The sequence below is a fragment of the Bacillus sp. FSL K6-6540 genome (assembly GCF_038007545.1).
This window is the reverse complement of record NZ_JBBOXH010000001.1, coordinates 5942216-5968244: the sequence shown is the minus strand read 5'-3', so window position 1 is coordinate 5968244 and position 26029 is coordinate 5942216. Positions and strand designations below refer to the sequence as shown.

General features: G+C 49.8%; 37 protein-coding genes and 1 pseudogene. 35 read left to right on the top strand and 3 right to left on the bottom strand.

The window, feature by feature from the left end; genetic code table 11:
* The 28 genes from MHH82_RS26615 to MHH82_RS26480 all read left to right on the top strand — a co-directional run bounded on the left by MHH82_RS26615 (position 1) and on the right by MHH82_RS26480 (position 19029).
* Positions 1-1446: a phage portal protein gene (locus MHH82_RS26615; protein WP_340968631.1), complete on the top strand. Its 1446-nt coding sequence runs from the start codon at positions 1-3 to the stop codon at positions 1444-1446.
* Complete coding sequence (locus MHH82_RS26610) at positions 1443-3209, top strand: minor capsid protein (protein ID WP_340968629.1); 1767 nt, start codon at positions 1443-1445, stop codon at positions 3207-3209. The genes MHH82_RS26615 and MHH82_RS26610 overlap by 4 nt, the downstream gene beginning before the upstream one ends.
* A complete protein-coding gene (locus tag MHH82_RS26605; RefSeq protein WP_340968627.1) occupies positions 3209-3412 on the top strand; it encodes a hypothetical protein in 204 nt (67 codons plus the stop codon). Before MHH82_RS26610 ends, MHH82_RS26605 begins: the two co-directional genes overlap by 1 nt.
* A 140-nt stretch (positions 3413-3552) precedes the next feature.
* Complete coding sequence (locus tag MHH82_RS26600; protein ID WP_340968624.1) at positions 3553-4137, top strand: phage scaffolding protein; 585 nt, start codon at positions 3553-3555, stop codon at positions 4135-4137.
* A gap of 17 nt (positions 4138-4154) precedes the next feature.
* The gene (locus MHH82_RS26595; RefSeq protein WP_340968621.1) at positions 4155-5072 is read left to right on the top strand and encodes a hypothetical protein; all 918 of its coding nucleotides are present in this window, start codon (positions 4155-4157) and stop codon (positions 5070-5072) included.
* Positions 5073-5077: 5 nt separating this feature from the next.
* Complete coding sequence (locus tag MHH82_RS26590) at positions 5078-5224, top strand: hypothetical protein (protein WP_340968620.1); 147 nt, start codon at positions 5078-5080, stop codon at positions 5222-5224.
* Positions 5225-5233: 9 nt separating this feature from the next.
* Positions 5234-5602, top strand: a complete 369-nt coding sequence (locus MHH82_RS26585) for a hypothetical protein (protein ID WP_340965043.1) — start codon at positions 5234-5236, stop codon at positions 5600-5602.
* Between the two features lie 3 nt (positions 5603-5605).
* Positions 5606-5965 carry an ABC transporter ATP-binding protein gene (locus tag MHH82_RS26580; protein WP_340965046.1) on the top strand — a complete coding sequence of 120 codons (360 nt, stop codon included), beginning with the start codon at positions 5606-5608 and terminating at the stop codon, positions 5963-5965.
* A complete protein-coding gene (locus tag MHH82_RS26575; RefSeq protein ID WP_340965049.1) occupies positions 5965-6390 on the top strand; it encodes an HK97 gp10 family phage protein in 426 nt (141 codons plus the stop codon). The genes MHH82_RS26580 and MHH82_RS26575 overlap by 1 nt, the downstream gene beginning before the upstream one ends.
* Before the next feature lie 9 nt (positions 6391-6399).
* On the top strand, positions 6400-6807 hold the full coding sequence (locus tag MHH82_RS26570) for a phage tail terminator family protein (protein ID WP_340965052.1): 408 nt from the start codon (positions 6400-6402) through the stop codon (positions 6805-6807).
* Entirely contained in the window at positions 6804-6992 is a 189-nt protein-coding gene (locus tag MHH82_RS26565) for a hypothetical protein (RefSeq protein WP_340965054.1), read from the top strand. Before MHH82_RS26570 ends, MHH82_RS26565 begins: the two co-directional genes overlap by 4 nt.
* A gap of 3 nt (positions 6993-6995) precedes the next feature.
* Positions 6996-8312 carry a phage tail sheath family protein gene (locus tag MHH82_RS26560; RefSeq protein ID WP_340965057.1) on the top strand — a complete coding sequence of 439 codons (1317 nt, stop codon included), beginning with the start codon at positions 6996-6998 and terminating at the stop codon, positions 8310-8312.
* Between the two features lie 13 nt (positions 8313-8325).
* A complete protein-coding gene (locus MHH82_RS26555) occupies positions 8326-8796 on the top strand; it encodes a phage tail tube protein (protein ID WP_340965059.1) in 471 nt (156 codons plus the stop codon).
* Between the two features lie 34 nt (positions 8797-8830).
* The gene (locus tag MHH82_RS26550) at positions 8831-9253 is read left to right on the top strand and encodes a phage tail assembly chaperone (protein WP_340965062.1); all 423 of its coding nucleotides are present in this window, start codon (positions 8831-8833) and stop codon (positions 9251-9253) included.
* A gap of 242 nt (positions 9254-9495) precedes the next feature.
* The gene (locus tag MHH82_RS26545; RefSeq protein WP_340968618.1) at positions 9496-9858 is read left to right on the top strand and encodes a hypothetical protein; all 363 of its coding nucleotides are present in this window, start codon (positions 9496-9498) and stop codon (positions 9856-9858) included.
* A gap of 57 nt (positions 9859-9915) precedes the next feature.
* The gene (locus MHH82_RS26540) at positions 9916-11967 is read left to right on the top strand and encodes a hypothetical protein (protein WP_340968616.1); all 2052 of its coding nucleotides are present in this window, start codon (positions 9916-9918) and stop codon (positions 11965-11967) included.
* Positions 11960-12640: a LysM peptidoglycan-binding domain-containing protein gene (locus MHH82_RS26535; protein WP_340968614.1), complete on the top strand. Its 681-nt coding sequence runs from the start codon at positions 11960-11962 to the stop codon at positions 12638-12640. Before MHH82_RS26540 ends, MHH82_RS26535 begins: the two co-directional genes overlap by 8 nt.
* A 4-nt stretch (positions 12641-12644) precedes the next feature.
* Positions 12645-13610 carry an XkdQ/YqbQ family protein gene (locus tag MHH82_RS26530; RefSeq protein WP_340965073.1) on the top strand — a complete coding sequence of 322 codons (966 nt, stop codon included), beginning with the start codon at positions 12645-12647 and terminating at the stop codon, positions 13608-13610.
* Positions 13611-13612: 2 nt separating this feature from the next.
* A complete protein-coding gene (locus MHH82_RS26525; RefSeq protein WP_340965076.1) occupies positions 13613-13951 on the top strand; it encodes a DUF2577 domain-containing protein in 339 nt (112 codons plus the stop codon).
* The gene (locus tag MHH82_RS26520) at positions 13948-14349 is read left to right on the top strand and encodes a DUF2634 domain-containing protein (protein WP_340965079.1); all 402 of its coding nucleotides are present in this window, start codon (positions 13948-13950) and stop codon (positions 14347-14349) included. Before MHH82_RS26525 ends, MHH82_RS26520 begins: the two co-directional genes overlap by 4 nt.
* A gap of 2 nt (positions 14350-14351) precedes the next feature.
* Positions 14352-15410, top strand: coding sequence for a baseplate J/gp47 family protein (locus tag MHH82_RS26515; protein ID WP_340965082.1), 1059 nt, complete (start codon positions 14352-14354; stop codon positions 15408-15410).
* Positions 15407-15955: a putative phage tail protein gene (locus MHH82_RS26510; RefSeq protein WP_340965085.1), complete on the top strand. Its 549-nt coding sequence runs from the start codon at positions 15407-15409 to the stop codon at positions 15953-15955. Before MHH82_RS26515 ends, MHH82_RS26510 begins: the two co-directional genes overlap by 4 nt.
* Positions 15956-15965: 10 nt before the next feature.
* Positions 15966-17192, top strand: coding sequence for a phage tail protein (locus MHH82_RS26505; RefSeq protein ID WP_340965088.1), 1227 nt, complete (start codon positions 15966-15968; stop codon positions 17190-17192).
* 19 nt (positions 17193-17211) lie between these two features.
* Positions 17212-17517 (top strand): hypothetical protein, encoded by a 306-nt coding sequence (locus tag MHH82_RS26500; protein WP_340965091.1) that lies wholly within the window; start codon positions 17212-17214, stop codon positions 17515-17517.
* Entirely contained in the window at positions 17518-17658 is a 141-nt protein-coding gene (locus MHH82_RS26495; protein ID WP_340965092.1) for an XkdX family protein, read from the top strand.
* A gap of 80 nt (positions 17659-17738) precedes the next feature.
* Positions 17739-18023, top strand: coding sequence for a hypothetical protein (locus MHH82_RS26490; protein ID WP_340968612.1), 285 nt, complete (start codon positions 17739-17741; stop codon positions 18021-18023).
* Positions 18024-18038: 15 nt separating this feature from the next.
* On the top strand, positions 18039-18314 hold the full coding sequence (locus MHH82_RS26485) for a phage holin family protein (RefSeq protein ID WP_340965098.1): 276 nt from the start codon (positions 18039-18041) through the stop codon (positions 18312-18314).
* Complete coding sequence (locus MHH82_RS26480; protein WP_340968610.1) at positions 18307-19029, top strand: glycoside hydrolase family 73 protein; 723 nt, start codon at positions 18307-18309, stop codon at positions 19027-19029. Before MHH82_RS26485 ends, MHH82_RS26480 begins: the two co-directional genes overlap by 8 nt.
* Positions 19030-19046: 17 nt before the next feature.
* On the opposite strand, the gene MHH82_RS26475 is transcribed toward MHH82_RS26480, so the two are convergent.
* The 3 genes from MHH82_RS26475 to MHH82_RS26465 all read right to left on the bottom strand — a co-directional run bounded on the left by MHH82_RS26475 (position 19047) and on the right by MHH82_RS26465 (position 20306).
* Positions 19047-19256, bottom strand: coding sequence for a hypothetical protein (locus MHH82_RS26475; protein ID WP_340968609.1), 210 nt, complete (start codon positions 19254-19256; stop codon positions 19047-19049).
* On the bottom strand, positions 19256-19666 hold the full coding sequence (locus MHH82_RS26470; RefSeq protein ID WP_340968607.1) for a hypothetical protein: 411 nt from the start codon (positions 19664-19666) through the stop codon (positions 19256-19258). The genes MHH82_RS26475 and MHH82_RS26470 overlap by 1 nt, the downstream gene beginning before the upstream one ends.
* Positions 19667-20093: 427 nt before the next feature.
* Entirely contained in the window at positions 20094-20306 is a 213-nt protein-coding gene (locus MHH82_RS26465) for a helix-turn-helix domain-containing protein (protein ID WP_340968605.1), read from the bottom strand.
* A 108-nt stretch (positions 20307-20414) separates the two neighbouring features.
* On the opposite strand from MHH82_RS26465, the gene MHH82_RS26460 reads away from it, so the two are divergent.
* The 7 genes and pseudogenes from MHH82_RS26460 to MHH82_RS26430 all read left to right on the top strand — a co-directional run bounded on the left by MHH82_RS26460 (position 20415) and on the right by MHH82_RS26430 (position 25981).
* The gene (locus tag MHH82_RS26460) at positions 20415-20699 is read left to right on the top strand and encodes a hypothetical protein (RefSeq protein WP_340968603.1); all 285 of its coding nucleotides are present in this window, start codon (positions 20415-20417) and stop codon (positions 20697-20699) included.
* Positions 20700-20750: 51 nt separating this feature from the next.
* Positions 20751-21119: pseudogene (locus MHH82_RS26455) on the top strand (CpaF family protein); the annotation flags it as partial.
* The gene (locus MHH82_RS26450; protein ID WP_036666309.1) at positions 21120-21977 is read left to right on the top strand and encodes a type II secretion system F family protein; all 858 of its coding nucleotides are present in this window, start codon (positions 21120-21122) and stop codon (positions 21975-21977) included.
* Between the two features lie 15 nt (positions 21978-21992).
* Positions 21993-22865 (top strand): type II secretion system F family protein, encoded by an 873-nt coding sequence (locus MHH82_RS26445; protein ID WP_036666310.1) that lies wholly within the window; start codon positions 21993-21995, stop codon positions 22863-22865.
* 20 nt (positions 22866-22885) lie between these two features.
* Entirely contained in the window at positions 22886-23077 is a 192-nt protein-coding gene (locus MHH82_RS26440; protein ID WP_015737227.1) for a Flp1 family type IVb pilin, read from the top strand.
* Positions 23070-23747: a TadE/TadG family type IV pilus assembly protein gene (locus MHH82_RS26435; RefSeq protein WP_340968600.1), complete on the top strand. Its 678-nt coding sequence runs from the start codon at positions 23070-23072 to the stop codon at positions 23745-23747. Before MHH82_RS26440 ends, MHH82_RS26435 begins: the two co-directional genes overlap by 8 nt.
* Positions 23748-23749: 2 nt before the next feature.
* On the top strand, positions 23750-25981 hold the full coding sequence (locus MHH82_RS26430; RefSeq protein WP_340968598.1) for a hypothetical protein: 2232 nt from the start codon (positions 23750-23752) through the stop codon (positions 25979-25981).
* Positions 25982-26029: the final 48 nt, after the last annotated feature.

Sequence of the window (26029 nt, the reverse complement as noted above, 5' to 3'; positions counted from 1 at the left end):
GTGAGCACCTTACATGAGATATTGCAGAATATCGAAGCGAATGCACCAATGACCATCGATGAGATCCTGCGGGAAGAAATCAAGGACTGGGAAAAGTCAGATGATCGGAAGCTGATGCTACTCGGCCAGAAGTATTACAGAGTCAAAAACAAAATTCTAGAGCGTACTCGCCAGGTCATTGATGCCCACGGAAAGCTATCTGATGTTAAAAATCTAGCGGACAACCGTATTCCGCATGGTTTTGTGAGAAAGTTGGTCGATCAGAAGACCGGCTATTTGTTGTCTCGTCCGTTCATTCCGAAAACGGAAGACGAGACGTATCAGGATCTGCTGGATGATTACTTTGACGAAGACTTTAAGCGGATGCTGAAGAACACGGGGAAGGACGCTATCAACTGTGGAAAGGCCTGGCTTCAAGTCTACTATAACGAGCAAGGCGATCTATCGTTTATGCGCATTCCACCGCATGAAGTCATACCGATCTGGAGAGATACTGCCCATACGGAGCTCGATGCAGTCATTAGGGTGTATGAGGTGACGATGTATGAGGCTAGGCAGAAAAAGATTATCCGGAAAGCCGAGTTCTGGGACACAAGCGGAGTAAGGTTGTATGAGGCTGCCGACGGCGGGGAATTCAGATTCCTTGAGACCAAAGGACATTTCTCAGCTGTAAGTAAATCTCCAGAAGGTGAAGCTGTCGAAAACCCGATGAGCTGGGAGCAAGTTCCGTTTATCTGCTTTAAGTACAATGATGAGGAGCAGCCGCTCATTGATATCATTCAAAATATGGTTGATGACTACGATCGGAACCGCTCGGATAACTCAAATAACCTTGAAGACTTGCCGAATAGCACATACGTGGTGAAGGAGTACGACGGTACCGACGCAGCTTCATTCCGGAAAAACGTTTCTCAGTATCGTGTTATCTTTGTCCGCGGAGAAGGCGATGTAAAGACGATCGCCCTGGAGTTGGACACCGAAGCCCACAAGATGCATATCGAGCAGACCCGGAAAGACATATATGAGTTTGGGCGCGGGGTAGATACGCAGTCGGAGCGCTTCGGAAATAGCCCTTCTGGCGTAGCGTTGAAGCATTTGTATGCGGATCTGGATTTAGATGCGAATGACATTGAATCCGAGTTCCAGGCGAGCCTTAACCGGCTGCTCTGGTTCATTGATACGCACATCTACAACACTACCCAGAAGGACTATTCCGAAGAGAAGGTTACATTCATCTTCAACCGGGATATGGCAATCAACGAAAGTGAAATCGTGACTAATGCCAAAGATAGCGTGGGGATCATCTCCAATAAAACGATCGTTGCTAATCACCCATGGGTTACGAACACGGACGATGAAATCAAGCAGCTTGAAGAAGAAGAGGCAGCGGACCAGGAGCGATTCAATAAAGGGCAGTACGATGGACTGGAAGATGAGCCATCATGAATTCGCAGGATTATTGGCGGAAGCGTGCCGAACAGGTTGCGAGTAGGCAATTTCAGAAATCGGACCGATACGCTGCTGGTCTCAAAAGGCAATATGAGTTAGCCGAGAAATCCATACTGCGGGATCTGGAATCCTTTTACTCACGGTTTGCCGAGAACAATGAGGTTAGTATGGCCGAGGCGAAGCGACTTCTGACAGCTGGTGAGCTGGCCGAGTTCAAAATGACGTTAAGCGAATTCCGGAAGAAAGCCAAGAACAATGCAGACGGCCAGTGGACCAAAGAGCTTGATAACGTCTATTACCGGACCCGTGTTACCCGTCTGGAGGCGTTACGTCTTCAGGTGAGGCATCAGGTCGAAATGTTGGCCGCAAGCCAGCAGGCGGGCACAGGGAAGCTGCTGGGCGATATTTACGAGGATACTTACCATCGTACCCTCTTTGAGCTCAACAAGGGCGGAAACGGGATCCTGGCTTCATTTGCTCGTGCAGACAAGGAAGCCGTGCAGGAAGTCATCAGCCGGCCATGGTATGGGAAGAACTATAGTTCTCGGATCTGGGACGACCGCGATAAGCTGCTTCGGGAGCTGCGGACGGGATTATCTCAGTCCTTCATTCGTGGAGATAGTGTCAAAAAGGTCAGCGAGCTCCTGGCGAAGCGAATGGGCGTAGCAACCTCTACTGCTGAAAGGCTCGTCCTGACGGAGAGCGCCCACATTATCAACGAAGCGACTGCTGACGGGTACAAGAACAGCGGTGTCGTCCAGCAGTATGAAATACTGGCTACACTGGATAATCGGACTAGTGAAACCTGCCGCAGCATGGACGGCAAGGTGTTCAACTTGAGTGAGCGCGAAGTCAGCGTCAACTATCCGCCGTTTCATGCCCGTTGCCGTACAACGGTTACGGCTTATTTCGATGATGAAGTGGATCCGGGCAAACGGATCGCCAAGGACAACACCGGTCAGCGGATTTATATTTCTGGTGACATGAAGTATGAAGATTGGAAAAAGGAGTATATCGACTCGCCAAACACCCAGAAAAAGGATATACTCAAGGCAGATGACCAGTTTAAGGCGATCATGGACAAGACCGAGGCAACGCCGGAATACAAGAAGGTTCTGACGGATCGGTTCAGCGCGGGTTCAGATGTAGCCAAGCGAGTTTTCACGGACTATGTTATGGGCAACGTAATCAAGGATTCCCGCTTCAAGCAAGGCGCCCATTACTCGCCGGTTTCCCAGGTTGTAAATATGGACTTTGCGGATGACCTGAAGAACCCTAGGGGCAGCGGAGCGACCTATTTCCATGAGCTGGGCCATTATGTTGATAATATGGCGGCGATCAAGCTGAAAGGCGCAACGTATGATGGTGTATCTCATATAGACCTGAAAGGTATCGACGCCAAGGCCTTCAAGAAGGCTGTCCTACGAGATGTACAGGACTATATGCAGAATTACACCAAAAATAAAGGCGTGGATTTGAGACAAGCACAGCTTGAGATTTCCATGATTCTAGGTCAGGGCGATGGTGCGCTTCATTCGGCCATTTCGGATATTTACGGTGGTGTGACCCGGAGAAGAATCCAAGGGAAGTATGGTCACAGCCCGAAGTATTGGCAGCAGCTGCCTAACGCTATTGAAAAAGAGGCGTTTGCACACATGTTTGAAGCTAGTTTTGACCCTACAGGTAAACGAGCAGAATTGATGAGGGAGTTTCTTCCGAAGTCATTTGTTTTATTTCAAAAAATACTGGAGGAGATCTGATGGTCACTGTGACAGATGAATTATGGGCCAAGATGCAGGAGTTTGAAAAGGCGTTTCCCGACTCATGCGTACCGCTGGAGATGGTTCCAGGCAGTGAGACAAACGAGGGCCTGATCGACAAGATTGACCGAAGCCTGGAGGCCGGGGAGGATCTTCTACCGAAGGAATACGGCTGGAAGTTTGATGGCAGCGAAATATATTAATGAGCACTCTCGAATTTATGAGGGTGCTTTTTGTTTGGGCTCTGAATGAGACTTTCAGGGCCTTTTTGCTCGTTGGCCGGAGCATCACGGCCGCCCATGGCGGGGTTGCGCTATAAAAACCAATTGGGAGCGTGTTAACTATGGATTTAAAGGAATTGTTGGGTGAGGAGCTTTACAACCAGGTCATCGCAAAGGCAGGTGATAAACATAAAATTGCCATTGTCTCGGACGGCGCATGGATCCCGAAGGACAAATTCAACGAAGCCAATGAAGCTAAAAAGAAGCTTGAATCCGATTTGAAAGATCGTGACAAGCAGCTCGCCGATCTGAAGGATGCAGCAAAAGGCAACGAGGATCTGCAGGCACAAATCAAGAAGCTTCAGGATGACAACAAGGCGACGAAGGAGAAATATGATGCTGACATGAAGGATCTGCAGCTGAATACGGCCTTGAAGTTGGCCCTTGGTTCTGATGTGCACGATGCAGACTATGCCATTTCACAGCTGGACAAATCGAAAATCGAGATCGGCGAGGACGGCAGCATCAAGGCCGGGCTTGAGGATCAAGTGAAGAGTCTTCGTGAATCGAAGGCTTTTTTGTTTGCTGACAAACAGGAACAACCAGGCACGCTTTTTAAAGGAGCAAAGCCCGCAGAAGGCGGACGAGGTGGCGGGGAAGATAATCCTATCGCTGCCGAAATTTCTAGTATCTTTTCACAACGATAATAAGGAGCTGAATGTAAATGCCTATTAACACTTTGGAATATGCAAAACTCTATCAAACGGAACTGGATAAACAAATCGTGCAGCAAGCGACATCCGGATGGATGGAAAGCAATGCCGGACAGGTCAAATATAACGGCGGTAACGAAATCAAGATTCCGGACATCGTGGTCCAGGGTCTGGCTGACTATGATCGGGATACTGGTTTTGTTAAAGGTTCGGTAACGTACAAATACCAAACCCACACACTTACTCAGGATCGCGGACGTACGTTCCAGCTGGATGCGATGGATGTCGATGAAACGAACTTCGGCGCTTCCGCTGCTAACGTCATGAGTGAATTCCAACGGGAGCAAGTTATCCCTGAAATCGATGCCTACCGGTATAGCTTCATTGCAGCCAAGGCAGCGGCAGCCGGAAAAAGCAGAGCGTACACCCTTGCAGAAAGCTCCATCGTTACGGAGATGTACAAGGATATTTTCGATTTGGCTGATATGGGCGTGGATCTGAGCCAATTGGTTATTACCATCGCTTACCCTGCTTACGGCATACTGACGGGAAATACCACGATCCAGAAACGAATTGATGTCGGCCAGTTTGCTCAAGGTGGCATCAATCTTCAAATCAAGATGCTGGACGGCATTCCGCTGATCCCTGTCGCTTCTAGCCGAATGAAAACGGCGTTTGTCTTCAATGATGGAGAGACAACTGGTCAGGAAGCCGGCGGATTTGAGCCAGCGACAGATGCGAAAAACGTAAACTGGATCGTTTCGCCGCGTACCGCTCCGATCGGCATCAGTAAAACGGATAAGGTGAGAATCTTTACACCGGATGAGAACCAGCAAGCCGATGCCTGGAAGTTGGATTACCGTAAATATCACGACGTAATCATTCCCGACAACAAAACTAAGGCGTTCCGCGTAACGACAGGAGGTTAATAGCTATGAGCAATATTACATTGAAAAGATTGAATGTGGTTAAAGTCGTGGACTCTGAGTCGAAGGCAAAAACCTTGGAAGCCAAAGGCTTCAAGCGCGTGGTGGAGAACGAGAAGCCGGACGACAAGAAAGGCAAAAAAGACGAGAAGTAGGTGCCGACCATGTTGAATGAAGCTGTCGCGGACATTATCAAGCAGCGTTATAAGCTCCCGGCATCATTGGATAGCCTGGTCAAATCCTATATCGATGAATCAGGTCTGCACATCATGAATTACCTCGGCCTAGATACGGTAGATGAGATCCCCGCCGCACTAAAATTCACCTGGGCGAACATCGCTATGGGAGCCTTTAAGGGAGACCAGTCCCATTTAGAGGAGCTGGATGACTTATTGTCCGCCGACATCGATATGAAGATCGGGGATACTTCGGTTAAGACTTCGGCCGGCAGCTCCTCCGGCGGGGGTTCAGTAGCCGTGGCTGTCCAGGCATATGTTTCGGATCTGAATCGGTACCGGAAGCTGAGGTGGTAGTCGATGAGCAAATTACGTCGATACCGTAAGATCATGGAGAAGACATACACGGATCTGGCAATCATCCAACGATATGAGGATTACGAAGTCGGATCCGAAACAAAGCAGCGGTTAACCACGAAATACCAAGATGTTCCCTGCCGGATCTCCCAGACGGGCCTTGCTCGGAACGGACAAACCGAAGCCGAGAACCAGATCGATTATGACGCCAAGTTGTTCATCGCGCCGGAAGTCGAAATCCTGCAAGGCGACGAGCTGGAGGTGACCCGCAACGGTCGGAAATACCATTTTACGGCCGGCGAACCGTTTCCGCCGTATTCGACCCATCAGGAAATCAAGCTAACCCGAAAGGATCGAGCCTAATGCCGAGATGGGGGAGCTTTGACTTTGATGAACTGGAGCGCATGGCGAAAGCTTTCAAGAAGGCGCTGGATGAAAGAGTGATTGATCGCTTCATTCAGGACTTTTTGCTGGAGATGGCCTATCGTACCGAACGGAAGATCAAGAAACGTACGCCAGTGGATTCAGGGGAGCTGCGGAGGAATTGGCGAGTGGGCCGCGTAGAACGGCGCGGCGATTCTTATGTTGTTGAGATATTCAATAACACCGAATACGCTTCCTTTGTTGAAAACGGCCATCGGAACCGCGATAAAACCGATTGGGTGGAAGGGCGGTTCATGATGGCCATCTCCATGAAGCAGATTGAAAAGGAGCTGCCGGTCTATCTGGAGCGCAGGCAGGCGGAGCTGCTGAAACAAATTATGAACGGTCGCAGACCAAGACGGTGAGGTGATGCTATGGACGCGGACCGATTGACACAAGCCGTCATGAATAAGCTGAAGATAACCTTCGGCTGGACTGTATATGGAAAGAGAAGGCAGGGCTTAAAGGAGCCCTGCTTTATTGTGCTTCTCTTAAATGCTGGGCATGGCCGGATCCAAGGACGGCGGTATGGACAGAACCATTTCTTCAACGTGCAATACTTCTCGGCCACGAATGAGGATTTCATTTCGGTTGCTAGCCAGCTTTTGGACGTCCTGGAGTGGATCGAGATCGACGGCATGAAGTTTAGAGGGACCGGCATGAACTTCGAGGTGATCGATGACGTGCTGCACTTCTTTGTGGATTATAACTACCACGTCATGAGGGCCAAAGATCCGGGAATCAAGATGAATCAGATGAAACAGGAGGGACGCCTGAAATGAGTGCAAAAGAGAACAAGGCTCAGACGCAACCAGCGCCGCGCTACACGAAGGAGCAGCTGGTGGAAGCCAAACGGTTTACCACGTCAGATAAAGACATCCTGACGGGCCTGCTGTCGCCAGACAAGACGTATACGCTGGACGAGGCAGCGGCCGTAATTAAATCATTCAAAGAAAGGGAGGTGTAAGGCATGGCAGGAGGAACATGGAAAACACAAAACAAGAATCGAGCCGGGGTGTATATCGTCTTTGAGACGACCGAGCAAACAATGGGTGCCCTAGGTGAGCGAGGCGTGGCATCGTTGCCGCTCTCGCTGTCCTGGGGACCCTCGAAACAAGTCATTACGGTAGAGGCAGGGGCAGACACGAAGGACGTCTTGGGTTACGACGTTTCGGCTCCCGAGCTGCTGCCATTGCGTGAGGCCCTGAAACGGGCCAGTAAAGTCCTGCTGTATCGGCTGAATGCCGGCACTGCTGCAACGGCCACGAATACGACCCTGACGGTAACGGCTAATCACGGTGGGGCCCGTGGGAACGACATCCGGATTATCGTCCAGAACAATATCGACGACCCGGCGAAATTCGATGTCATTACGCTGCTTGCCGGCGAGGTGATGGATACACAGATCGTGGCCGAGATCGAGGAGCTGGTCGCAAACAATTGGGTCACATTCAGCGGCACCGGCGCGCCGGATGTTACTGCAGGCCTGAACTTGACCGGAGGCGCAGACGGTACCGTGACCAACGGCGACCACACGGATTATCTGACCAAGATCGAAGGCTATGATTTCAATACTATCGGCCTCTTGACCACGGACGCCACACTGAAGCCAGTATACACGGCAGCCATTAAACGGATGCGGGAACAGGAAGGCAAAAAGGTACAGGTGGTCATGGCCGACTATGCAGCTGCGGACTATGAGGGCGTGATCAGCGTCAAAAATGGCGTAATCCTGTCTGATGGCTCTGTTCTGGATAAAGTGAAGGCTGTTGCCTGGGTGGCCGGGGCTACCGCGGGAGCTGCTGCAGATGAATCCCTGACGTATTCCGCATATGACGATGCTGTGGACGTTGATGTCCGGTATACGAACAGCGAGATTGAGGCGGCATTGCGAGGCGGTGAATTCCTCTTTATCCATTCCTACGGGCGTGCTGTTGTCGAACAGGACATTAACACGTTCCGGAGCTTTACACCAGATAAAGGACGGGAGCGATCCAAAAACCGCGTGCTCCGCGTATTGGATAGCCTGGCGAATGATCTGAAGAGAATCTTCGAACAGTTCTATATCGGCAAGGTGGATAATAACGCAGACGGCCGGGCGTTGTTCCGGAAGGAAATCGTTACGTACATCGATACACTCGCCGGGATTGGAGCCGTGCAGAACTTCGACGCCCAGGCTGACGTCACAGTGAAGCAAGGAGATACAGCTGACAGCGTATACGTCGAGCTGCGCGTGCAGCCGGTGGATGCGATCGAGAAAATCTATATGCGGGTATTGGTCCGCTAAGGAGGGATAATGCATGCCAGATTTTTTAAAGGCCCAGGACACCATTTCCGGACAGGAAGGTCGGGCGTATCTCACATATCAAAACCGGAACTATGAAATGTTCTATATTAAGACGCTGGAAGCATCGGTCGAAAAGAATAAGTCAGAGGTTCGTACTCTTGGCCGACGCGGTGTGCAGCATAAATCAACCGGATGGACTGGATCCGGGACGATGACCATTTATTACGTGACATCGTTCTTCCGGCAGATCATGTACGACTATATCAAATCGGGCCGAGACGCTTACTTTGATGTCACGGTTACCAATGAGGATCCATCGTCAACGATTGGTGCCCAGACTGTAACACTTAAAGGTGTGAACCTGGACAGCGTGATTATGGCGTCGTTAGACACGGAATCTGAAGCGCTGGAGGAAGAGGTCAGCTTTACTTTTGATGACGTAGATATGGGGCAGTCGTTCCAAGAACCAACACTCGGCATCTAATCTAAAATCCATCGAATAGAAAAGGAGAATAACCATGTCAGATATGTCTATGTTTTTCGCAGGTAACGCAGGTTTAGAGGTAACGGAGGATTTTGTGGTTTCGGATCGCTTTAAGGGCGCGGACGGCAAACCGGTAGCGTGGAAGCTTCAGAGCATCACGGAGGAAAAAAATAACGAGATCCGCAAGGCCTCTACCAAGAAGGTAAAGGGGAAAGGCGGCATCTATACGCCTGATCTGGATCCGAACGAATACATGGCCAGGTTGATGTCGAGTTGTGTTGTCTTCCCAGATCTGCAGAACGCAGAACTGCAAAAGTCGTATGACGTCAAGGGAGCCGAGGTGCTTCTGCGCAAAATGTTGCTCCCTGGTGAATTTGCTGCGCTAGGGGAGCGCGTGCAATCGATGAACGGCTTCGACCAGGATGTCAACGAGTTGATGGATGAGGTAAAAAACTAATCAAGGAGGGTGATGGCGACGCAAATTTCGCCTACTACGCCCTCCATGAATTGAATATTCTACCTCATGAACTTATGGCGATGTCGGTCCGAGAACGGGCCGCCATCTATGCCATGATTTCGATCCGGGTTGAGAAGGAACGGGAAGAGGCCAAAAAGCTCAAAGGTAAAAAGCGGTAGACCCAAGCCTGAAAAATTTGGTAGAATGATTGGGAAATATGACCTATTCAGGGGGACGAATTTGTGAAAAAGTCATTGGGTTTATTTGCAATGCTCTTGCTGCTGTTGGTTGCTGTCGTGGGATGTGGATCTGCGGAGTCCGAGAATAAGGACCTGACGCTGGACAAATTTATTAAAGCTTATCAAGATGCAGGCGAAGAGGTGGATCCGGAAGAGAAGCCAGCTCTGCAAATGATTAATGCTAAAGACGGTGTAATCTTTTATATTGATAAGCAGAAAGTAGCTATTTATGAATATGCTTCAAAGAAGGATGCGGATACAGCTGTGTCAACCTTTGAGCCTATGAAAGACTGGCCGAGAAAAGGACTTTTCGTGTTAGAAAGTAAGAATAGCAAAGCAGCTGAAATATTCGAAAGTGTAGAATGATCACAGGCGCTCTCTGATTAGAGGGCGTCTTTTATTTTTCTTGAAAGGAGGTATGTCATGGCAACGGTATCCTCTACGCTCAAGATGTTTGACTCTATGACCGGGCCGCTGAAAAACATTACGAATGCCCTCAATATCGTAATCAGCGCGATGGAGCAGATGCAGCGGACCACAAACCGAAATGCTAATATCGACCGTCAGCTGGCAGCGGCAAAGAACCAGATCGCGACTGCTGAGAGTAAGATCAATCATGCGATCGAAGAGTCCACAAGGCAGCAGGATCGATTCAACGACTCAGTGAGACGTGGACAAAAGGAAACGGGACGGCTTGCAAATACGATCAAGGGAATTGCTGCAGGATATCTAACGTTTCACGGCGTACAGCAACTCGGCGGGGCAACGATCGGCGGCGCGATGAAGCAACAGGAGATGGTAAACACCTTCACCTCCCGGTCCGGGAATGATGCCCTTGGTAAGGCAATTTATGACCAGACGGTTCAGCAGGCGCTCAAGTACGGCCAAGACGTTGACGCGAGCTTGCTCGGGAGCATGTCTTTTATGAGTGCAACGATGGATCCCAAGCAGTTAACGGACATTAATAAGTTGTCTATGAGGCTTGCCAAGCTGAATCCGACAGAAGGGCTTGAAGGGGCGGCGTTCTCCCTGAAGGAGCTCCTGAGCGGTGACTATACGTCCATCTCCGAACGCTTTAACATCAGCCGGAGTATGCTCAAGGACAGCGAGGCGCGGCTGGCTGGGATGAGAGGCGACGTTGATGGGTTCATCAAGGGAATGGATAAGATGCTGGATCAGCAAAACCTCACCGAAGAGGCCTTCGAGAAGATGCTGGACTCCCCTGCAGCGAAGTGGAATCGAGCCATACAAACCTTCAAGTTTAACATGGCATCGGCTGGCGAGTCGGGATTGCAATCTCTAGACCCTCTATTTGACAAAATCAATGCTGGCTTTGAGACAGGAGAATTCCAGAACACGTTTGATATGTTGTCATGGGCGATTTCGGGCGCGGTGCGGTCACTCTTATGGTTTCTTGAAACCGCGACCCAGGTATTCACGTTCTTCCGGACAAATTGGCCTTTATTGCAGCCTATTGTTTATGGATTGATTGGAGCGCTCGGATCCCTGGCCTTGATTATGGCTCTAAACAAGGTTGCCATGATTGTTGGTGCCGTTGCTACCGGCATCCAAACGGCTGCATTATTTGTTCAAGCGGCCGCGGTTAACGGTTTAAAGTTTGCGTGGGCCGGATTGAATACGGTGATGAAAGCAAACGTTTATATTCTGGTTATCACGAGCATCATTGCGCTGATTACCTGGCTCTATAACCTCTGGAAAACAAATGATCAGTTTGCCGCTGGCTTCATGCGTGCCTGGAATGCGATCTTAAACTTCTTTGACCAGATCCCTGTTTTCTTTATGAGAATTGGAGTAGGGATCTCTAATGCTTTTAACGATGCTAAAGTCGATGTATTAAAGTCCATGGAAGATATGGTAAACGGGGCAGTCGATCGCTTAAATAGTCTGATTGAAAAACTAAATAGGCTTAGTTTTGTCTCCATCGATTTCATAGACGGGGTGCAATTCTCTGCTGCAGCGCAAATTGAAGCCGAAGCTGCACGCCAAGCTGGTGAGGCTAAAATAGCAGCTGCGCAAGCGAAGGCAGCAGGGAAGGTGGCAGAACGAGAGGCAAAGGTCGAGAAGTGGCTGGATGACCGAGCTGCCAAACGGGCTAAGGAGCAAGCAGAGGCTGAGAAGAAGCAGAAGGGTGCAGGTAGTGTCGGAGATTATAAAGTGCCGGCAATGTCGGTGCCTGCTTCAGCGGATCCATCGAAGATTGATAAGGTCGGGAAGGTTGGTCAGGTCGATAAAATCAAAGGTACGGTGGATGTAAGCAATGAGGACATGAAGATCATGCGCAATATCGCCGAGATGAAGAAAATCCAAAACTTCGTAACACTGACACCTACCGTTAACCTCAAGACGGGGAATATCAACAACAGCGGTGACCTGGATACGATCATCACCAAAATAAACACCCGACTTGAAGACGACTTCGCGGCTAGCGCCAAAGGGGTGTACGACAATGCCTGAATATAGCATTGAGCTGAGTTTCAATAACCGGGAGGTCGTGTTCGAGATCCCTGTGCTTCCGGAGGAAATTGAGATCGAGGGTGAAGGTGAAGGGGAGGAGCACAACGTCGCTGGCCTTGGCTGGATCAACGCGATCGATGCGCCAAAGCTCAAAGAGATTACATTCAGCGGTGTATTTCCGGCGGACTTGGAGAACGCGATACAATCTAAAGGTTTTGATGCTCCTGCAGATTATATCCGCCGTATTGAAGACTGGATGACCAAGAAGAAGCCGATCCGTTTTATCTATATCAGCCAGGGGCTAAAGATCAACATACCGGTATCTATCGAGGAGTTTAACTATAAGGAGGTCGGCGGCGCCCCTGGGGATTTTGAGTATACATTAACTCTCAAGGAATATGTGTTTTACTCAGCCAAAAAGGTCACGATCGCAAAGACGACCGCGGCCTCAGCCGGCAAGAAAAAGCAAGCCGCAGCCAAGAAGCCGGACCGACCGGATGAGCGCGCCAAGCCTAAGACGGTGAAGATCAAAAGCGGTGATTCGCTTTGGACGATCGCTAAGGCGCATCTTGGAGACGGCAGCCGGTATAAAGAGATTATGAAACTAAACAATATCACGGAGGCCCAGGCCAAGAAATTGAAAGTCGGTACCGTGATTAAGCTGCCGGGGTGATGCTATGAAAATCGTGATTGATAACAAGGACGGGAACGTCTGGGACGTATCGAACGTGGTTAAGGATATCCGATATTCTACGTCCCGGATCGGGAAGGCTTCCTCATTGGAGTTTACCCTGGTTGACAGCGGCATTTACCAGGATAAGAAATTCAATTATCAAAACGGGGACATCGTTCAGTTTACCGACGGCACGAACAAGGTGTTCATGGGCTACATCTTCAAATTCGAGATGAGCAGGAACGGAGAGGCGAAGATTCTGGCTTACGATCAGCTTCGGTACCTGAACGCGAATCATACCTACGTTCTGACCAACGTAACCGCGACCCAGATCGTCCAGCGGATCGCCAAAGACTTCAACCTGAAGACAGGAAAGCTAGCTGATACGAAGTACAAGATTCCAAACTTCCTGCAGGATGATCAAACCCTGATGGACATGGTTTGCTGGGCATTGGATAAAACGCTGATTAAGTACAGCACCAACTTCGTTTTTTACGATGACTTTGGGCAGCTGACACTCCAGAATATCAACGATATGAAGTATGGCTTTGTCATAGGAGAAGGGAGTCTGATGACAGACTTCACCTATTCGAAATCCATCGACGAAGACACTTATAACCATATTGTGTTGTATCGGGATAACGAGAAATCCGGTAAACGGGAGACATTCAAGATCGAGGACAGCAGCCGGATTAAAAAATGGGGTAAGCTGCAGCTATATCAAAGCGTGGACGAGGATATGACCAAGGCCCAGATTAACGATCTCCTGACCCGCCTGATCACGGTCAAGAATCGGGAAACACGTAAGATGAAGATCGAAGCGATCGGCGACCTTCGGCTGCGGGCAGGGATGTACGTCAATATCCAGATCGCGCGCTTTGGGATCAATAAATTCTTCTTGGTCGATGAGTGCACGCACAGCATATCCGGAGCGCAGCACACAATGACCCTTGACTTGAGGATGGTGTAAGCATGCTGGATATCATCAAAAAGGCAGCAATAAACGCGATGGATGCAAGCAATCCAGTCGCCGTGCAAATAGGATCTGTCGTATCGATAAGCCCCTTGGAGATTAGCCTGGATCAACGGCTAACACTACCGGAGGCTTTTTTAATTGTACCGGAGTCCCTGACCCGTTATGAGATCGATCTGAGTCACGTTCACAAGCTTTCCGGTTCTCCAGATACAGAGAAAGCTTTGACGGATAAAATCGTCATACGTGAGGGATTGGCTGTGGGTGACGCTGTGATTCTGCTTCGGGTCCAAGGTGGTCAGAAATATGTTGTTTTCGATAAGGCGGTGAGCGGATGATCCCACAAAGCGATATTGAAATGACAGATGAGGAACTGGAGCCGGTCACGCTCCCGAGTCGGACCTATCGGTTCGACCGTGTGGATGGCCGGATCAGCAGCCAAACCGTGGATGGGATCGAGGCCGTCAAGCAGACCGTCTTTAAAATTCTCTCGACTCAACGTTTTGAACATCTTATTTACTCCGGAAATTACGGTAACGAGATGGAGCTGAGCGAGGTTCGAGGGCGGGCCGTCTTCGAAAGCGAGGTTGAACGATGGGTAACCGAAGCCCTGACCCAGGACGACCGCATCGCCTCCGTGACCGGATTCAGCTTTGATTACGGTATGGATACGGCCTTGGTCCGGTTCACGGTGGATACGGAATTCGGATCCTATCAAGATGAGCAGGAGGTGTAACAGTGTACGAGGATCAAACCTTTGAAAACATCCTGGAGCGAATGCTGGACCGGGTACCGGACGGGATCGACAAGCGCGAGGGGAGTATCATCTACGACGCTCTGGCGCCGGCAGCCGCCGAGCTGGCTCAAATGTATGTTGAACTGGACTTGAATGCGAATTTACGCTTTCCGGATACGGCCAGCGGTGAATACCTAGATCGGTCCATCGCCTGGTCAGGTGTCAAACGGAAGATGGCGAGTAAGGCGCAGCTCCGGGGCGTATTTTATTCTGGATCCGGCGCGCTGTTGGATATTCCGATAAGCAGCCGCTTCAGCTTGGGCGAACTGAATTATGTCGCCGTAGAACGCCTATCCGCCGGGAACTTCCGAATGGAATGTGAGACAGCCGGATCAGAGGGCAATCGTCATTTCGGATCCCTCATCCCGATCGAATACATTTCGGACTTGGGACGCGGCGAGCTGACGGAGTTGTTGGTGGCAGGAGAAGACACGGAAGAGGATCCAGTCCTGTATGAGCGGTACCAGGAAAAGGTTTCACGGCCAATCACGTCCGGCAATCGGTACCAGTATGAGTTATGGGCCCGAGAGATTACCGGCGTCGGCCGGGCTCGGGCGTTTCCGGAGTGGGCTGGACCAGGAACGGTGAAAGTCGTTCTACTGGACAATGAGATGCGCGCGCCGGCAGCTCCTGTCGTGGAAGCCGTGCAGCAGTATATCGACCCAACACAAGATGGTATGGGTGAGGGGGCTGCGCCGATCGGGTCCGTGACTACGGTTGTCGGGGCGACGGAGATCCCGATCAACATATCGGTCAAAGTGACACTGGCTACCGGCGCGACCGTGGAAGAGGTCAAGGAGCAGCTGGAGCGTGGTGCAGCCGATTATTTCCGTGATCTGGCCTTCACGGATCCGCTCGTTCGGTATACGCGAATCCAGGGTATCATTCTCGGGATCCCGCCGGTCATTGACTATGCCGACCTGTTTGTTAATGGCGAAGAGAAGAACATTGAAATCGGCATGGATGGTGTAGCCGTTCTCGGGACGGTGACGGTAACATGAGCGGATCCGATCGGTTAAAAGGTTACCTGCCTAAATACTACGACGGCGTGCTGGAGATGGAGCAGCTGACAGGAACCGAAGGACCTGAAGTGGATCTGATGGCCTCACGGATCGAGGAGCTGCTGAATCAATCCTATCCTGAATCGGCGACCTGGGCGATTAGTCGATATGAGAGAGATCTGCAGATCACGATCGAGACCGGGAAGCCGATCGAGCAGCGCCGGTCCGTTGTCATCTCGAAGATGCGCGGTCAGGGCAACGTTTCCGGAAGCATGATCAAGAACGTAGCCCAGGCCTATGATGGTGGCCAGGTGGATGTGTCTGTTACGCCGGCGGATTACAAGATAACAATTACCTTCATCGATACGCTCGGGATCCCGCCGAACCTGGATGACTTGAAGAATGCGCTGAACGATATCAAGCCGGCACACCTAACCCTAGAGTACGATTTCCGGTTCCTGCTGGTCCGAGATATCCATAAAGTCATGACGTTCAATCAGCTCAAGCAGACGCCATTTAGTAAAATGGCCTTTAGAAGAAAGTGAGGTTAACATTATGCCAAATCAGACACCGATTCTAAGTCTATACAAAGTAGATGGCGATACGGACGGGAACGACACGTTTAATGTGGATGTGGTTCTTAATGATAATTGGGATAAGATCGATGCTGCTGTAGCACAGTTTAAAGAGATACTGGACAATATCGAAGTTGATATCCCGGAGGCTTCCCTAACAGAAAAAGGTATCGTACAACTCTCCAATGCCACGAACGGCACGCGGGAGAACGTAGCAGCGACAGAAAAGGCCGTAAGCCAAGCTTTTCAAGCTGGCAATGAGCGGAAAGCGGAAGTGGTTGCCGCGCTTGTTGCCATAGGAGTATCGGCATCCACAAGCGAAACATGGGCGCAGCTCATCCCGAAAATTGCGGCAGTTATCCGGGCGACAGGAAATGCAACGGCGGCGGATATCCTTGCGGGGAAAACCGCATCCAATGCAAACGGGTCAGTAACAGGAACAATCCCCGTCCTTACTGGTAATAGAACAGCTACAGGCGTTGCTAAATGGCCTGATGGAGCACTAGCTGTATATCCTGAAAAGGGATATCAAAAAGGGGGATCTGGTGACGGTGAAATAAAAGTCACCACTGCACAATTACAGGGAGCTGAGCCCAATTTAAATTCTGCATACATCCTAAGTGGCCGTCCAATTTTCGGTGTACCTGGCGGAATAGCAAACCGAAGCGCAGAAAATAACCATATGCCAGGTTTAGAAAAAACAGTATGGGCTGGAGATCGGTACTTCATTCGCCCCCCTGCCGGTTATTACAACGGTTCAACCTGGGTTACAGCTCCCGAGCCTAACCTACGGCCGGAGAACTTTCGGGCAGGAGTGGATGTAGGCGGAATGTTAGGTACTCTTAAGACAATTGGCCCTGGGGATAAGATGTACTTTTTCCAAGACCCAGGACCAATTGGCCGACTAGGTACCACCCCCAGAATAGGATCAGGATGTATTATTTCTGTATCTGGTACGTATCGTGTCAGATTCCAATTGGGAGTAGATGATGGGCTCATTGGGTATGGTCAGATATATGTTAATGGCTCACCAGGGGGCATATTGCGATCGGTTACATCATCCTACATTGGCTATATAGAGGATATCACCATAAACGGTAATGATAAAATTCAGGTGTATGTGTGGACAAATAAGAGCGGCGGCTATGTAAATCTCAAAGATCTTTCAGTTTCAACAGATATTGAGGTTTGGAGTTCGCTAAACTAAATACGGAGGGGAATTTTGAATGAAGGTGAAAAAACAATATAACACTTTAGACGATCGTGAACTGCTGATTCAGGAACACTCCGATTTGTTCTTAATTGAGGAACATAATATAACTGAAGGGAATTTCCTTGTTTTCGCTGATGAGTATCCTGAACCAAGTCCCGACCCAGAACCTACGCTTTCAGAACAAGTGGCCGAACTGAACTTGACCGTTGGAAATATAATTTTGGAGAGCGCCAACGACAAAGCCACAATAGCATCCCTGGAGGATACAGTGGGTACGCTGCTCTTCGAAGTGGCTGCACTGAAAGGAGGTGTAGAGTAAATGTGGTATTCGATCGTCAAGCGTTATTACGACAATCAGCATCCTTTATACAATGACGACAGTTTAAAGACCTTTGTTGTAGCAAAGATGATCACTCCAGAAGAATACAAGCAAATCACAAACGTTGATTATGCAGCATAGCGCGCCGCAAGGCGTATTTTTTATGCCCCTGGGTGGTCCGGGGGCTTTTCTTTATTCAAAAATAGATAGGGGGAAGAAGGGTGGACTGGACCGTGCTCACAGCAATCATTTCTGTCACCGCAGCCATTAGCGGCATTGTGCTTGGCTGGGTCGGCAAGACGAAGGCCTTTAAAGCGGAGGTTGTACAGGAAGCCACGGCGGACGCGTCGCTGCATACCGATGTGTCTTACATCAAGCGTGGTATTGATGACATTAAGGTGGATGTCCGTATCCAAGGACAGCGTATGGATGGCTTTGCCGAACGTTTGACGAGGGTTGAGGAGTCTGCTAAACAAGCTCATAAGCGCTTGGACGATATGAAATAGAGAGGATGAATGTATATGGAATGGAGCATGATTTTTGAGTATATCAACCCTGAGTTGATCGTGGTTGTCATTGCTTGCTGGATTATTGGTTACGTGTTTAAGCAAACACCGTTTATCCCTGATTGGTCCATTGTTTATTTAGTTGGGGTGGTTGCTATTGTATTTGTCTGCTTGATTCAGGGATTCACGGTCCAGGCGATCATTCAAGGGATCCTATGCGGTGCGGTGGCGGTATTCGGTCACCAGGCCGTGAAGCAGACGGCCAAGGCAGCAGGTGGATCCAATGAGTAACAAACAGGCATTTGTCCAGAAAATCGCCCTATTCGCGATCGCTGACATGAAGAACACCTTTATCCCGGCATCATTAATTATTGCCCAGGCTGCGCTCGAAAGCGCCTGGGGAACATCTGGGTTAACGAAGAAAGGGAATAACCTCTTCGGGATCAAGGGCAGGGGGCCAGCCGGCAGCTGTACGATGCAAACTACGGAGTATGTGAAGGGGAAGCCGATCAAAGTAGACGCCGCGTTCCGTGCTTATAACAATTGGGGCGAGTCCATCGCTGATCATACCAAGTTAATCCTGAACGGGGTGAGCTGGGACCGAAACAAATACAAGAAGGTTATCGGGGTGGACGGTAAGACGGCCGCAAGGGAGATCCAGGAGGCGGGCTACGCTACGGATCCGAAGTATGCGAATAAGTTGATCGCCATTATGGATGAGTTCAACCTGTATCAATACGATGTCGTGAAAGGAGGATCGGAGCCAGTGAAGGAGACAAAGGAACGTGATATTAACGTGGTCAGTCCCTGGGCAGCTCCTGCCTGGGGGGAGATGCAGAAGAACGGTTATGTGGACGGCAGCCGGCCAGGCGCGCCAGTCACGCGGGAGGAACAAGTGGTTATGATGTATCGACTCCGGAAGAACTTTCTTAAGCTGATCGGGGGCAATACCGCCCGGATCGCGGAGCTGGAGAAGCAGCTGCAGGCAATTGAATCTGAAAAGTAAGATGAAGACCCTGCTGGCTATTCGCTGGCAGGGTCTTTTTTATGTAGAGCAACTAACCGGCTGACATGTTCGATTTCTGTTACTGGTATCCAGGTCACCCCTTGCTTCTGCCTAATCTTTACCCGATTAGATAGAGACTCTGGTATGCCTTGTAGCGCCTCCCCGTTAATTAATCGAATGTAAACCTTCTCTTGTCTTTTAATGGCGATTTTTATATCCTGCAACATTAATATCGCTCCCTTAAGTGTTCTGGTATTGTGGAATCTTCATATATCGTAACATCTAACCCTAAATACTTCCGCATTAAAATAGATGCTTGGGCAGTTATGTAGTCCCAATATAGTTCCATAGAGGATTCGTAACCTCTGCACTTAAACTTTGCCATAATGCCGTATTTCGTTCGGTTTTCTTCAAATACCTTAAGGCCTTTTAGCCAGAAGTATTTTTTAACATCTCTCATATCCGCCCAGGCTTTTTCCTTAGCGTGATTGATTGTATCCACATAAGGACCTGGCGTCTTTAATTGCTGTTCTATAAATCTGCTGTCTCTCTCAAAAGCCGCAATAATCAAGGGGAGTAGGATGTATCGCTTTACAAAATGTCGATCATCATCTGTGATAGCTTCCAAGTAGCTCATGTATAGTCACTCCTGTATATAAGGAACATATGTTCTATGATATCCTTTCGCGAAAGTGAAAACAAGTCTTGATAGGAACGTTTGTTCGTAGTAATATGATTCCAATACTACGGCAGAGGTGACGCGACATGGAAACTTTCGCTTTTGATTGTGAAACGGTTACAAACATTAGAGAGGCTAAAGAAGTAATAGCGAGACACGACTCATTGCTCAAATCTCCGTGCTATGTTAGCTTGTTAACGGATAAAGGAGAGAAGACATACTATGCAGAGAAAAGTAATCTGTCTTTGAAAGGTGCTGGGTGGATTGTAGTGGAGAAATACGAAGGGGTAGGAAAAATTTCCTAGTAATATTTTTCCAATGGATGATTAAGGAAATAGGGTGTATAGTTATAGCTATAGATGGTCGCCGAGGAGAGCCGACCGGATCAAGTCCAGACAAGCTCGTAAAGCTCCTCCATATGACACTCTAGTACATAAGCAACCGTTGCAGCCGCTTCAAAGGACATCTTCTCTCGATCATTAACCCAATTCGATATCTGTTGAGGAGAATATCCAGTTTTACGTGATAACTCAGCTTGTGTCATACCGGCTTTACTGAGTAAGATCCGAAGTCGGCAATCCCTACGGGATAAAGCCAACTAAGATGCTCCTCTCAAGGGCGGTGATTTTAAAGGTAAATTGTACCTCGTTATGCTTTCCGCAGTATATCATGATCATTGTGAGAAGAACAACAGGAGGAGATGGCTATGGATACAAAATGGATTGAGGTAGCTGTAAAAGAAAGAGTCATAGAAGTTACAAGAGAATGTGATGAGCGAACAGCAAAAAATCACGATGTCTTAATAAGCATCATAAATGGTCTCAAAAAGGTCCTTCCTAAGTCTGAAAATAATACTCTTTTAACCTTAGAAGATTTATATATACAGCATCAATCCTTTTGCATTGATCTTGGCTATAGGAGAGGCTTGAAAGATGGATTGCAGATCCACAAGCTATGTAATGAGTCGGATTCAAGGAAATACCCCCAGTGATTAGGGGGTATTTTTTTTTGTTCATTTGAATACCATTTTATATTCAATAGAAGTTTGTCGACAGGGCACGCCAACAACACGCAGGACATGATCAGCCGTTTGGAGACGATGGTACTGAGCGGTGCGGATCTTCCGATCAGCGTAGTCCGCCAGCAGATTAGCTCAGCCATTGATATATTTGTGCATTTATCCCGGTTAAGGGATCGATCGCGACGCGTAACGGAGATTAGCGAAGTGATTGGAATGAGCGACGGCGAGGTGGTACTGAACCCGCTGTACCGGTTCCGTGAAACGGGCGAATCGGGCGGCCGAGTGATTGGGCGCCTGGAGCCTTGCGGCAATCCGCTTCAATCGGCGGACAAGCTTCATATGGCCGGGATTACGGCTTGGCCGCTGCAGAAGATGATGGAGGTGACATAAATGAAACGCTCCGGCAGTTCTGCCTGGATGTCCAAAGAGGGCCAAGGCGGCCGAGTGATCAAGAGGAGCAAAATCGCCGGTAAACCCGAGCATGCAGCCGCGGCTCGAACCCACGCCCTTCCGGATTACAGTGTCTATCATCTCTCGATGAGTCACAGAACGGCATGTGTGATCCTTGGCGGCCTTTTGTTTTGCTTCATCGGTTATCTGTTTTATCACAATCTGATATTGTCGCTGCTGCTGGGAGCGGGAGGGCTGATGATCCCTAAATTATGGCGGCGGTTTATGCTGGAACGCAGACGCAGGACACTGAATCTTCACTTCAAGCAAGCTCTCTATTCCTTGTCCTCGTCCCTGTCGGCCGGCCGCTCCGTGGAGAACGGATTCAGGGATGCCGTTCAGGACTTGCTGCTGCTGGATCCCGGAGGCAGCAGCGATCTGATCTTTGAACTCAAGGTCATTGTGTCCCGTTTGGAGTACGGCGAGCCTATCGAAGTGGCACTGCAGGATTTTGCACGAAGGGCGGGGATGGAGGATCTAACGAATTTTGCCGATGTCTTCTCAACTTGCAAACGCACAGGCGGCGATTTGGTCGAAGTCGTGCGCAGAACCTCATCCGTCATCGGGGAGAAGCTGGATATCCAGCAGGAGATATCCGTGATGATTGCACAGAAGCGGTTCGAATCCAAGGCGCTTCTTGCCGCGCCGTTCCTCCTGCTGCTGTTCATGAATATGACTTCCCCCGATTATATGGAGCCCATGTACAGCGGATCGGGGTTCATGATCTCTACTTTTGCACTGGCGGCTTTAGGAGGCTGTTTCTTATGGATCACCAAAATGATGAATATCAAGGTGTAAGGAGGTGAGGCGGGAATGCTGACATGGATGTCCGGCGCGCTGATGGTTCTGCTTGTGGGTGGTTGGGTGGTGCTGAATCAAACGTGCGGCGAACGATACCATCGTCTTGGCAGATTGTCCATGGATGGGCTCAGGCTGCAGCGGTTAGCGCCGCCTGTGTTGTTCCTGCTGGAACGGGGGAAGGTTCCGATGCGCTTCCCGATTGTATTCTACCGGATGCAGGGCTCCGTTCAGAAGATCCATGGTCTGCGGCACAGCGCGGAAATGACGTTGTTATTTATGGCCGAGGCCCTTGCGTATACATGGCTTATTTTGATCGGCGGCTGCTTGTGGTCGTTGCTGTCCGGGGAAGTAATCGGACTTCTGGCTGGATTCGGATTGGGGGCATTGCTGCCCGTCGCTTTGGTGAAGGACCTCCATAAAAAGGTCACGCTGCGTGAGCAGGATATCGTGATGGAGCTGCCGGAGCTTCTGAACAAAATTGTGCTGCTTGTCGGCGCCGGCGAGACGGTGCAGAGGGCGATCATTCATTGCGTGGAACGGAACGAGGACGCGAGCCATCCCCTGTATGCTGAGCTGAAGAGAATGGTGCTTGAATGGGAGGGAGGCCATCCGTTCCAGCAAGCCTTCGAGCAGTTCAATAAACGGTGCGGCGTTCAGGAAGTATCGATATTTACAACAACCGTCCTGCTTAATTTTCGGCGCGGCGGTAATGACTTTGTCCTGGCACTGCGGGATTTGTCCCGAGTGCTGTGGGAGAAGCGCAAGGCCATTGCAAGAACAAGGGGCGAGCAGGCCTCCTCGAAGCTGGTGCTGCCAATGGTGGTCATCTTCATGATCGTGATTGTTTTGCTCGGAGCGCCTGCATTTATGATGATGAACATGTAGAAGGGACCGGTGTACGAAATATGATGTTAAACATGGCGAAGAACGGGATGAAAGCTTTTTGGAAGGATGAGAAAGGGATCGGAACGCTTGAGATGATCCTGATCCTCGTCGTTATTTTGATTATCGCGCTAATATTTAAAGATCAGATTACGGCCTTGGTGAACAACTTGTTTAAAAACGTGAACAACAAGAGCAAAGAGTTCCTTGAATAATAGGCTCCAGAGAAGATGGAAGGACGAGACGGGGAGCTTCACGGTTGAAGCCACCCTGGTTCTTCCCATCGTGCTGATGTTGACGGTTTTGCTTCTGTTTCTATGCTTGTATATCTATCAGCAGTCCATGCTGGTTCAGGCATCGGCCGCGGCTTCCGAAAGGACCGCGTATAGCTGGGACAACAGCCATAAGATCGCTGCCACGGGATCCGTGGAACAGGGACGCCATGATGCGTTATATTGGCGGTTAACCGACGATAACGTTGTTGGGACCTTATTCGGTTTGGCGGGGGGAGACAGTACGATGTCGATTGCACTGCCGCAAGGGGAGGCTGAGAGCGGAGGAAAATTGCCCGAGCTTAAGATGTCCAAGGGCAGCACGGCCGTGCCTTTCAGCATGGCAGGAGAGATGCGTTATACGAATCAGCTGCTCATACGAAAAGTAACGACGTCGTTAAACGAGCAGGTCTCTCTGACGCCAATCAGCCGAATGCTGGACGATGGCGGCCAGATCAAGGTCAACTCACAATCGATTGTGGTTGATCCCGTTGAATTTATCCGCACGGTGGATTTGATGCGATATTACGGATCGAAGTTTCAAGGCGGGAGAAACGGAACGGATAAGGCAGCCGCAGGAGAAGTTCTACAAAAGTTCGGAGGTTCGCGATAGTCATGACGAAGCATGGGAAAGCGCGGTCTAGTTGGAGAAGGAGAGAGGTGGGCCGATCGTCCGATGGATCTGTATCTGTTTTTTTGATTATCGCCCTGGCAGCCGTATTTATGTTTGTAGCCATATTCATTGATTTTTCGCGTATCGCGGCCATGAAGGTGCAAAGCGAGAGGCTGACAAGAGCAGCCGTACGCTCCGTGATGTCATCCTACGATCCGCAGCTGCAGAAGGAATACGGGCTGTATGCCCATGGGGGCACCAGCGGGGATCTCATTATGGGCAATGTGCTGAATGACAGCTTGAACCCGGGAGAACGCAGCGATGCGTTCCGGTTAATGGCGATGGAACTCGATAGCTCGGGGCTTGAATTTCAGCGTCCATTGGGCACTTATGACATCTTCAACCGGCAGATCATCGAGGACATGAAGTATAAAGCGCCGATCGATTTCACTTTGGAATTAGTGGGCAAGTTCAAACCGTTATCGCAGTCCATGAAGGAAGCTTCCAATACGGTCGATGTGCTTAAGAAGCTGCGCAAGCTGTATGACAAGCGGGAAGAGGCGCTGGATGAGATGCTGGCAAAACAGCGCAAGGCGGGTGAGCATGCGATTCGTCTATCGAAGCTGGTTATGGATCCGCCTGGACAACCGATCAACGATACTTCGCTCGGGGGCAGCATCCAAACCGCTGCCGAAGGGGCATCGCAGTATGAGGATTATAAAGATAAACAACAGGAGGACGCGGACAGGCCCCCCAAAGAGAAACAGTATACGCTTCTGCTCATGGCTTACCGGAGCGGAATGTCTTCCATCGGCTCGCAGATATCGAGAGAGGCCGAACGGTTTCAGCGGGAGAATGACAAGCTCCTAGCGGATGCGCAGCAATTATGGGAGGAAGCCAGGAGTTTGAACGAGGAGATGAAGCAGGTCATCAAGGAATCCGAGAACCGTTCATCTAATGCGGGGTATGACCAAGTGACGAATGACATAACGCCGGGGTCAGCCGATTCCTCCGGGTCAGAAGCGGAGATGATCCAATCCATTCGGAAGCAAGCGGACAAATTAATTCATGGCGATGACTTCTTAAACGGCTTTCGGCAAGAAATTGACAACCAGGAGCGTCGTTATCAACAGGTTGTCCGAGCTGTGGCCGCGCTACAGTCTTCATTGGGCGGGGAGGGGATGAAGGGAGCCGCGATCGGTGCTAGCCGCGAATTGCAGAATTACATTTCTAATTATGGGGTATCAGGCAGCGGATATATCATGGATCGGCAGCAGGCGGCATTGGAGCAGTTTCGCACATCGGATAAGGAACGGAAGGCGATGGAGAAGCTGGCCAATCAGAAGCTGAAGCAGGCATCCAAAGCCATCGAGGCGATCAACGGGCTGAATGGGCAGCATCAAGCCATTATGGATGAGTTTCGTGAACTCCAGCAGTACTATGACGAAAGCCTTCAATTTAATGCGGAAGCAGACAGCATGAGTAAGGGAAAGCCGCTGGACGACGATCCGTATGATGCCGGCAAACAAGCAATGGATAATATGGACGGTATGTTTGGATTTATGGGGAACGTGCTTGGCGGTGTTAGGGATGAACTGTTTCAGAATGAGTACGCCGTTCATTATTATCAGCATTTCGATGTCGGGAACTTATCCGGAATCGTTGACGGGTCCAGCACGGGAGAGGAGATGGTGCAGGAGTTCGCTATTGGGAACCAGGAAGTGGAATATATTCTGTACGGATTTCACAACCCCGCTGGGAATATATCGGCGGCTTATGCAGAAATCTTCGCTTCCAGGCTCGCGATTCGAACGATGGAAGGATTCGTCGTCAACAGCAAATTAGGAAATCCGTTGGCGGTTTTGGCGGCAGCCATCCTGTATGGGATTGAGAAGGCTATCGAGGATATGATCCAGCTGTGTCAAAAGGGAAGCATTCAGCTTTCCAAGTATGTACCCGTTGAGCTTACCTACAGGGATCATTTACGAATATTTTTGTTTATTCACAGCAATAACGAGAAGAAGTTATCACGCATGCTGGCGCTGATACGATTAAACACCGGCATCAATCTTGCGGAGCGATTTACTTACGCTTCAGGGGAGGTCAGGATGGCCATGCGTTTATGGTTTCTTCCGGGAGTGACGAAGTCGATTGGCGTTGCATTCGGAAGCGATGGGGATGAAGTTCAAGGAAGTCGGTACTTGGTCAAGCGCAAGGCGGATTTTTCCTATTAGGATTAGGGGTAACTTGAATGAAATGTTTATCGATATTACGAAAGCCTT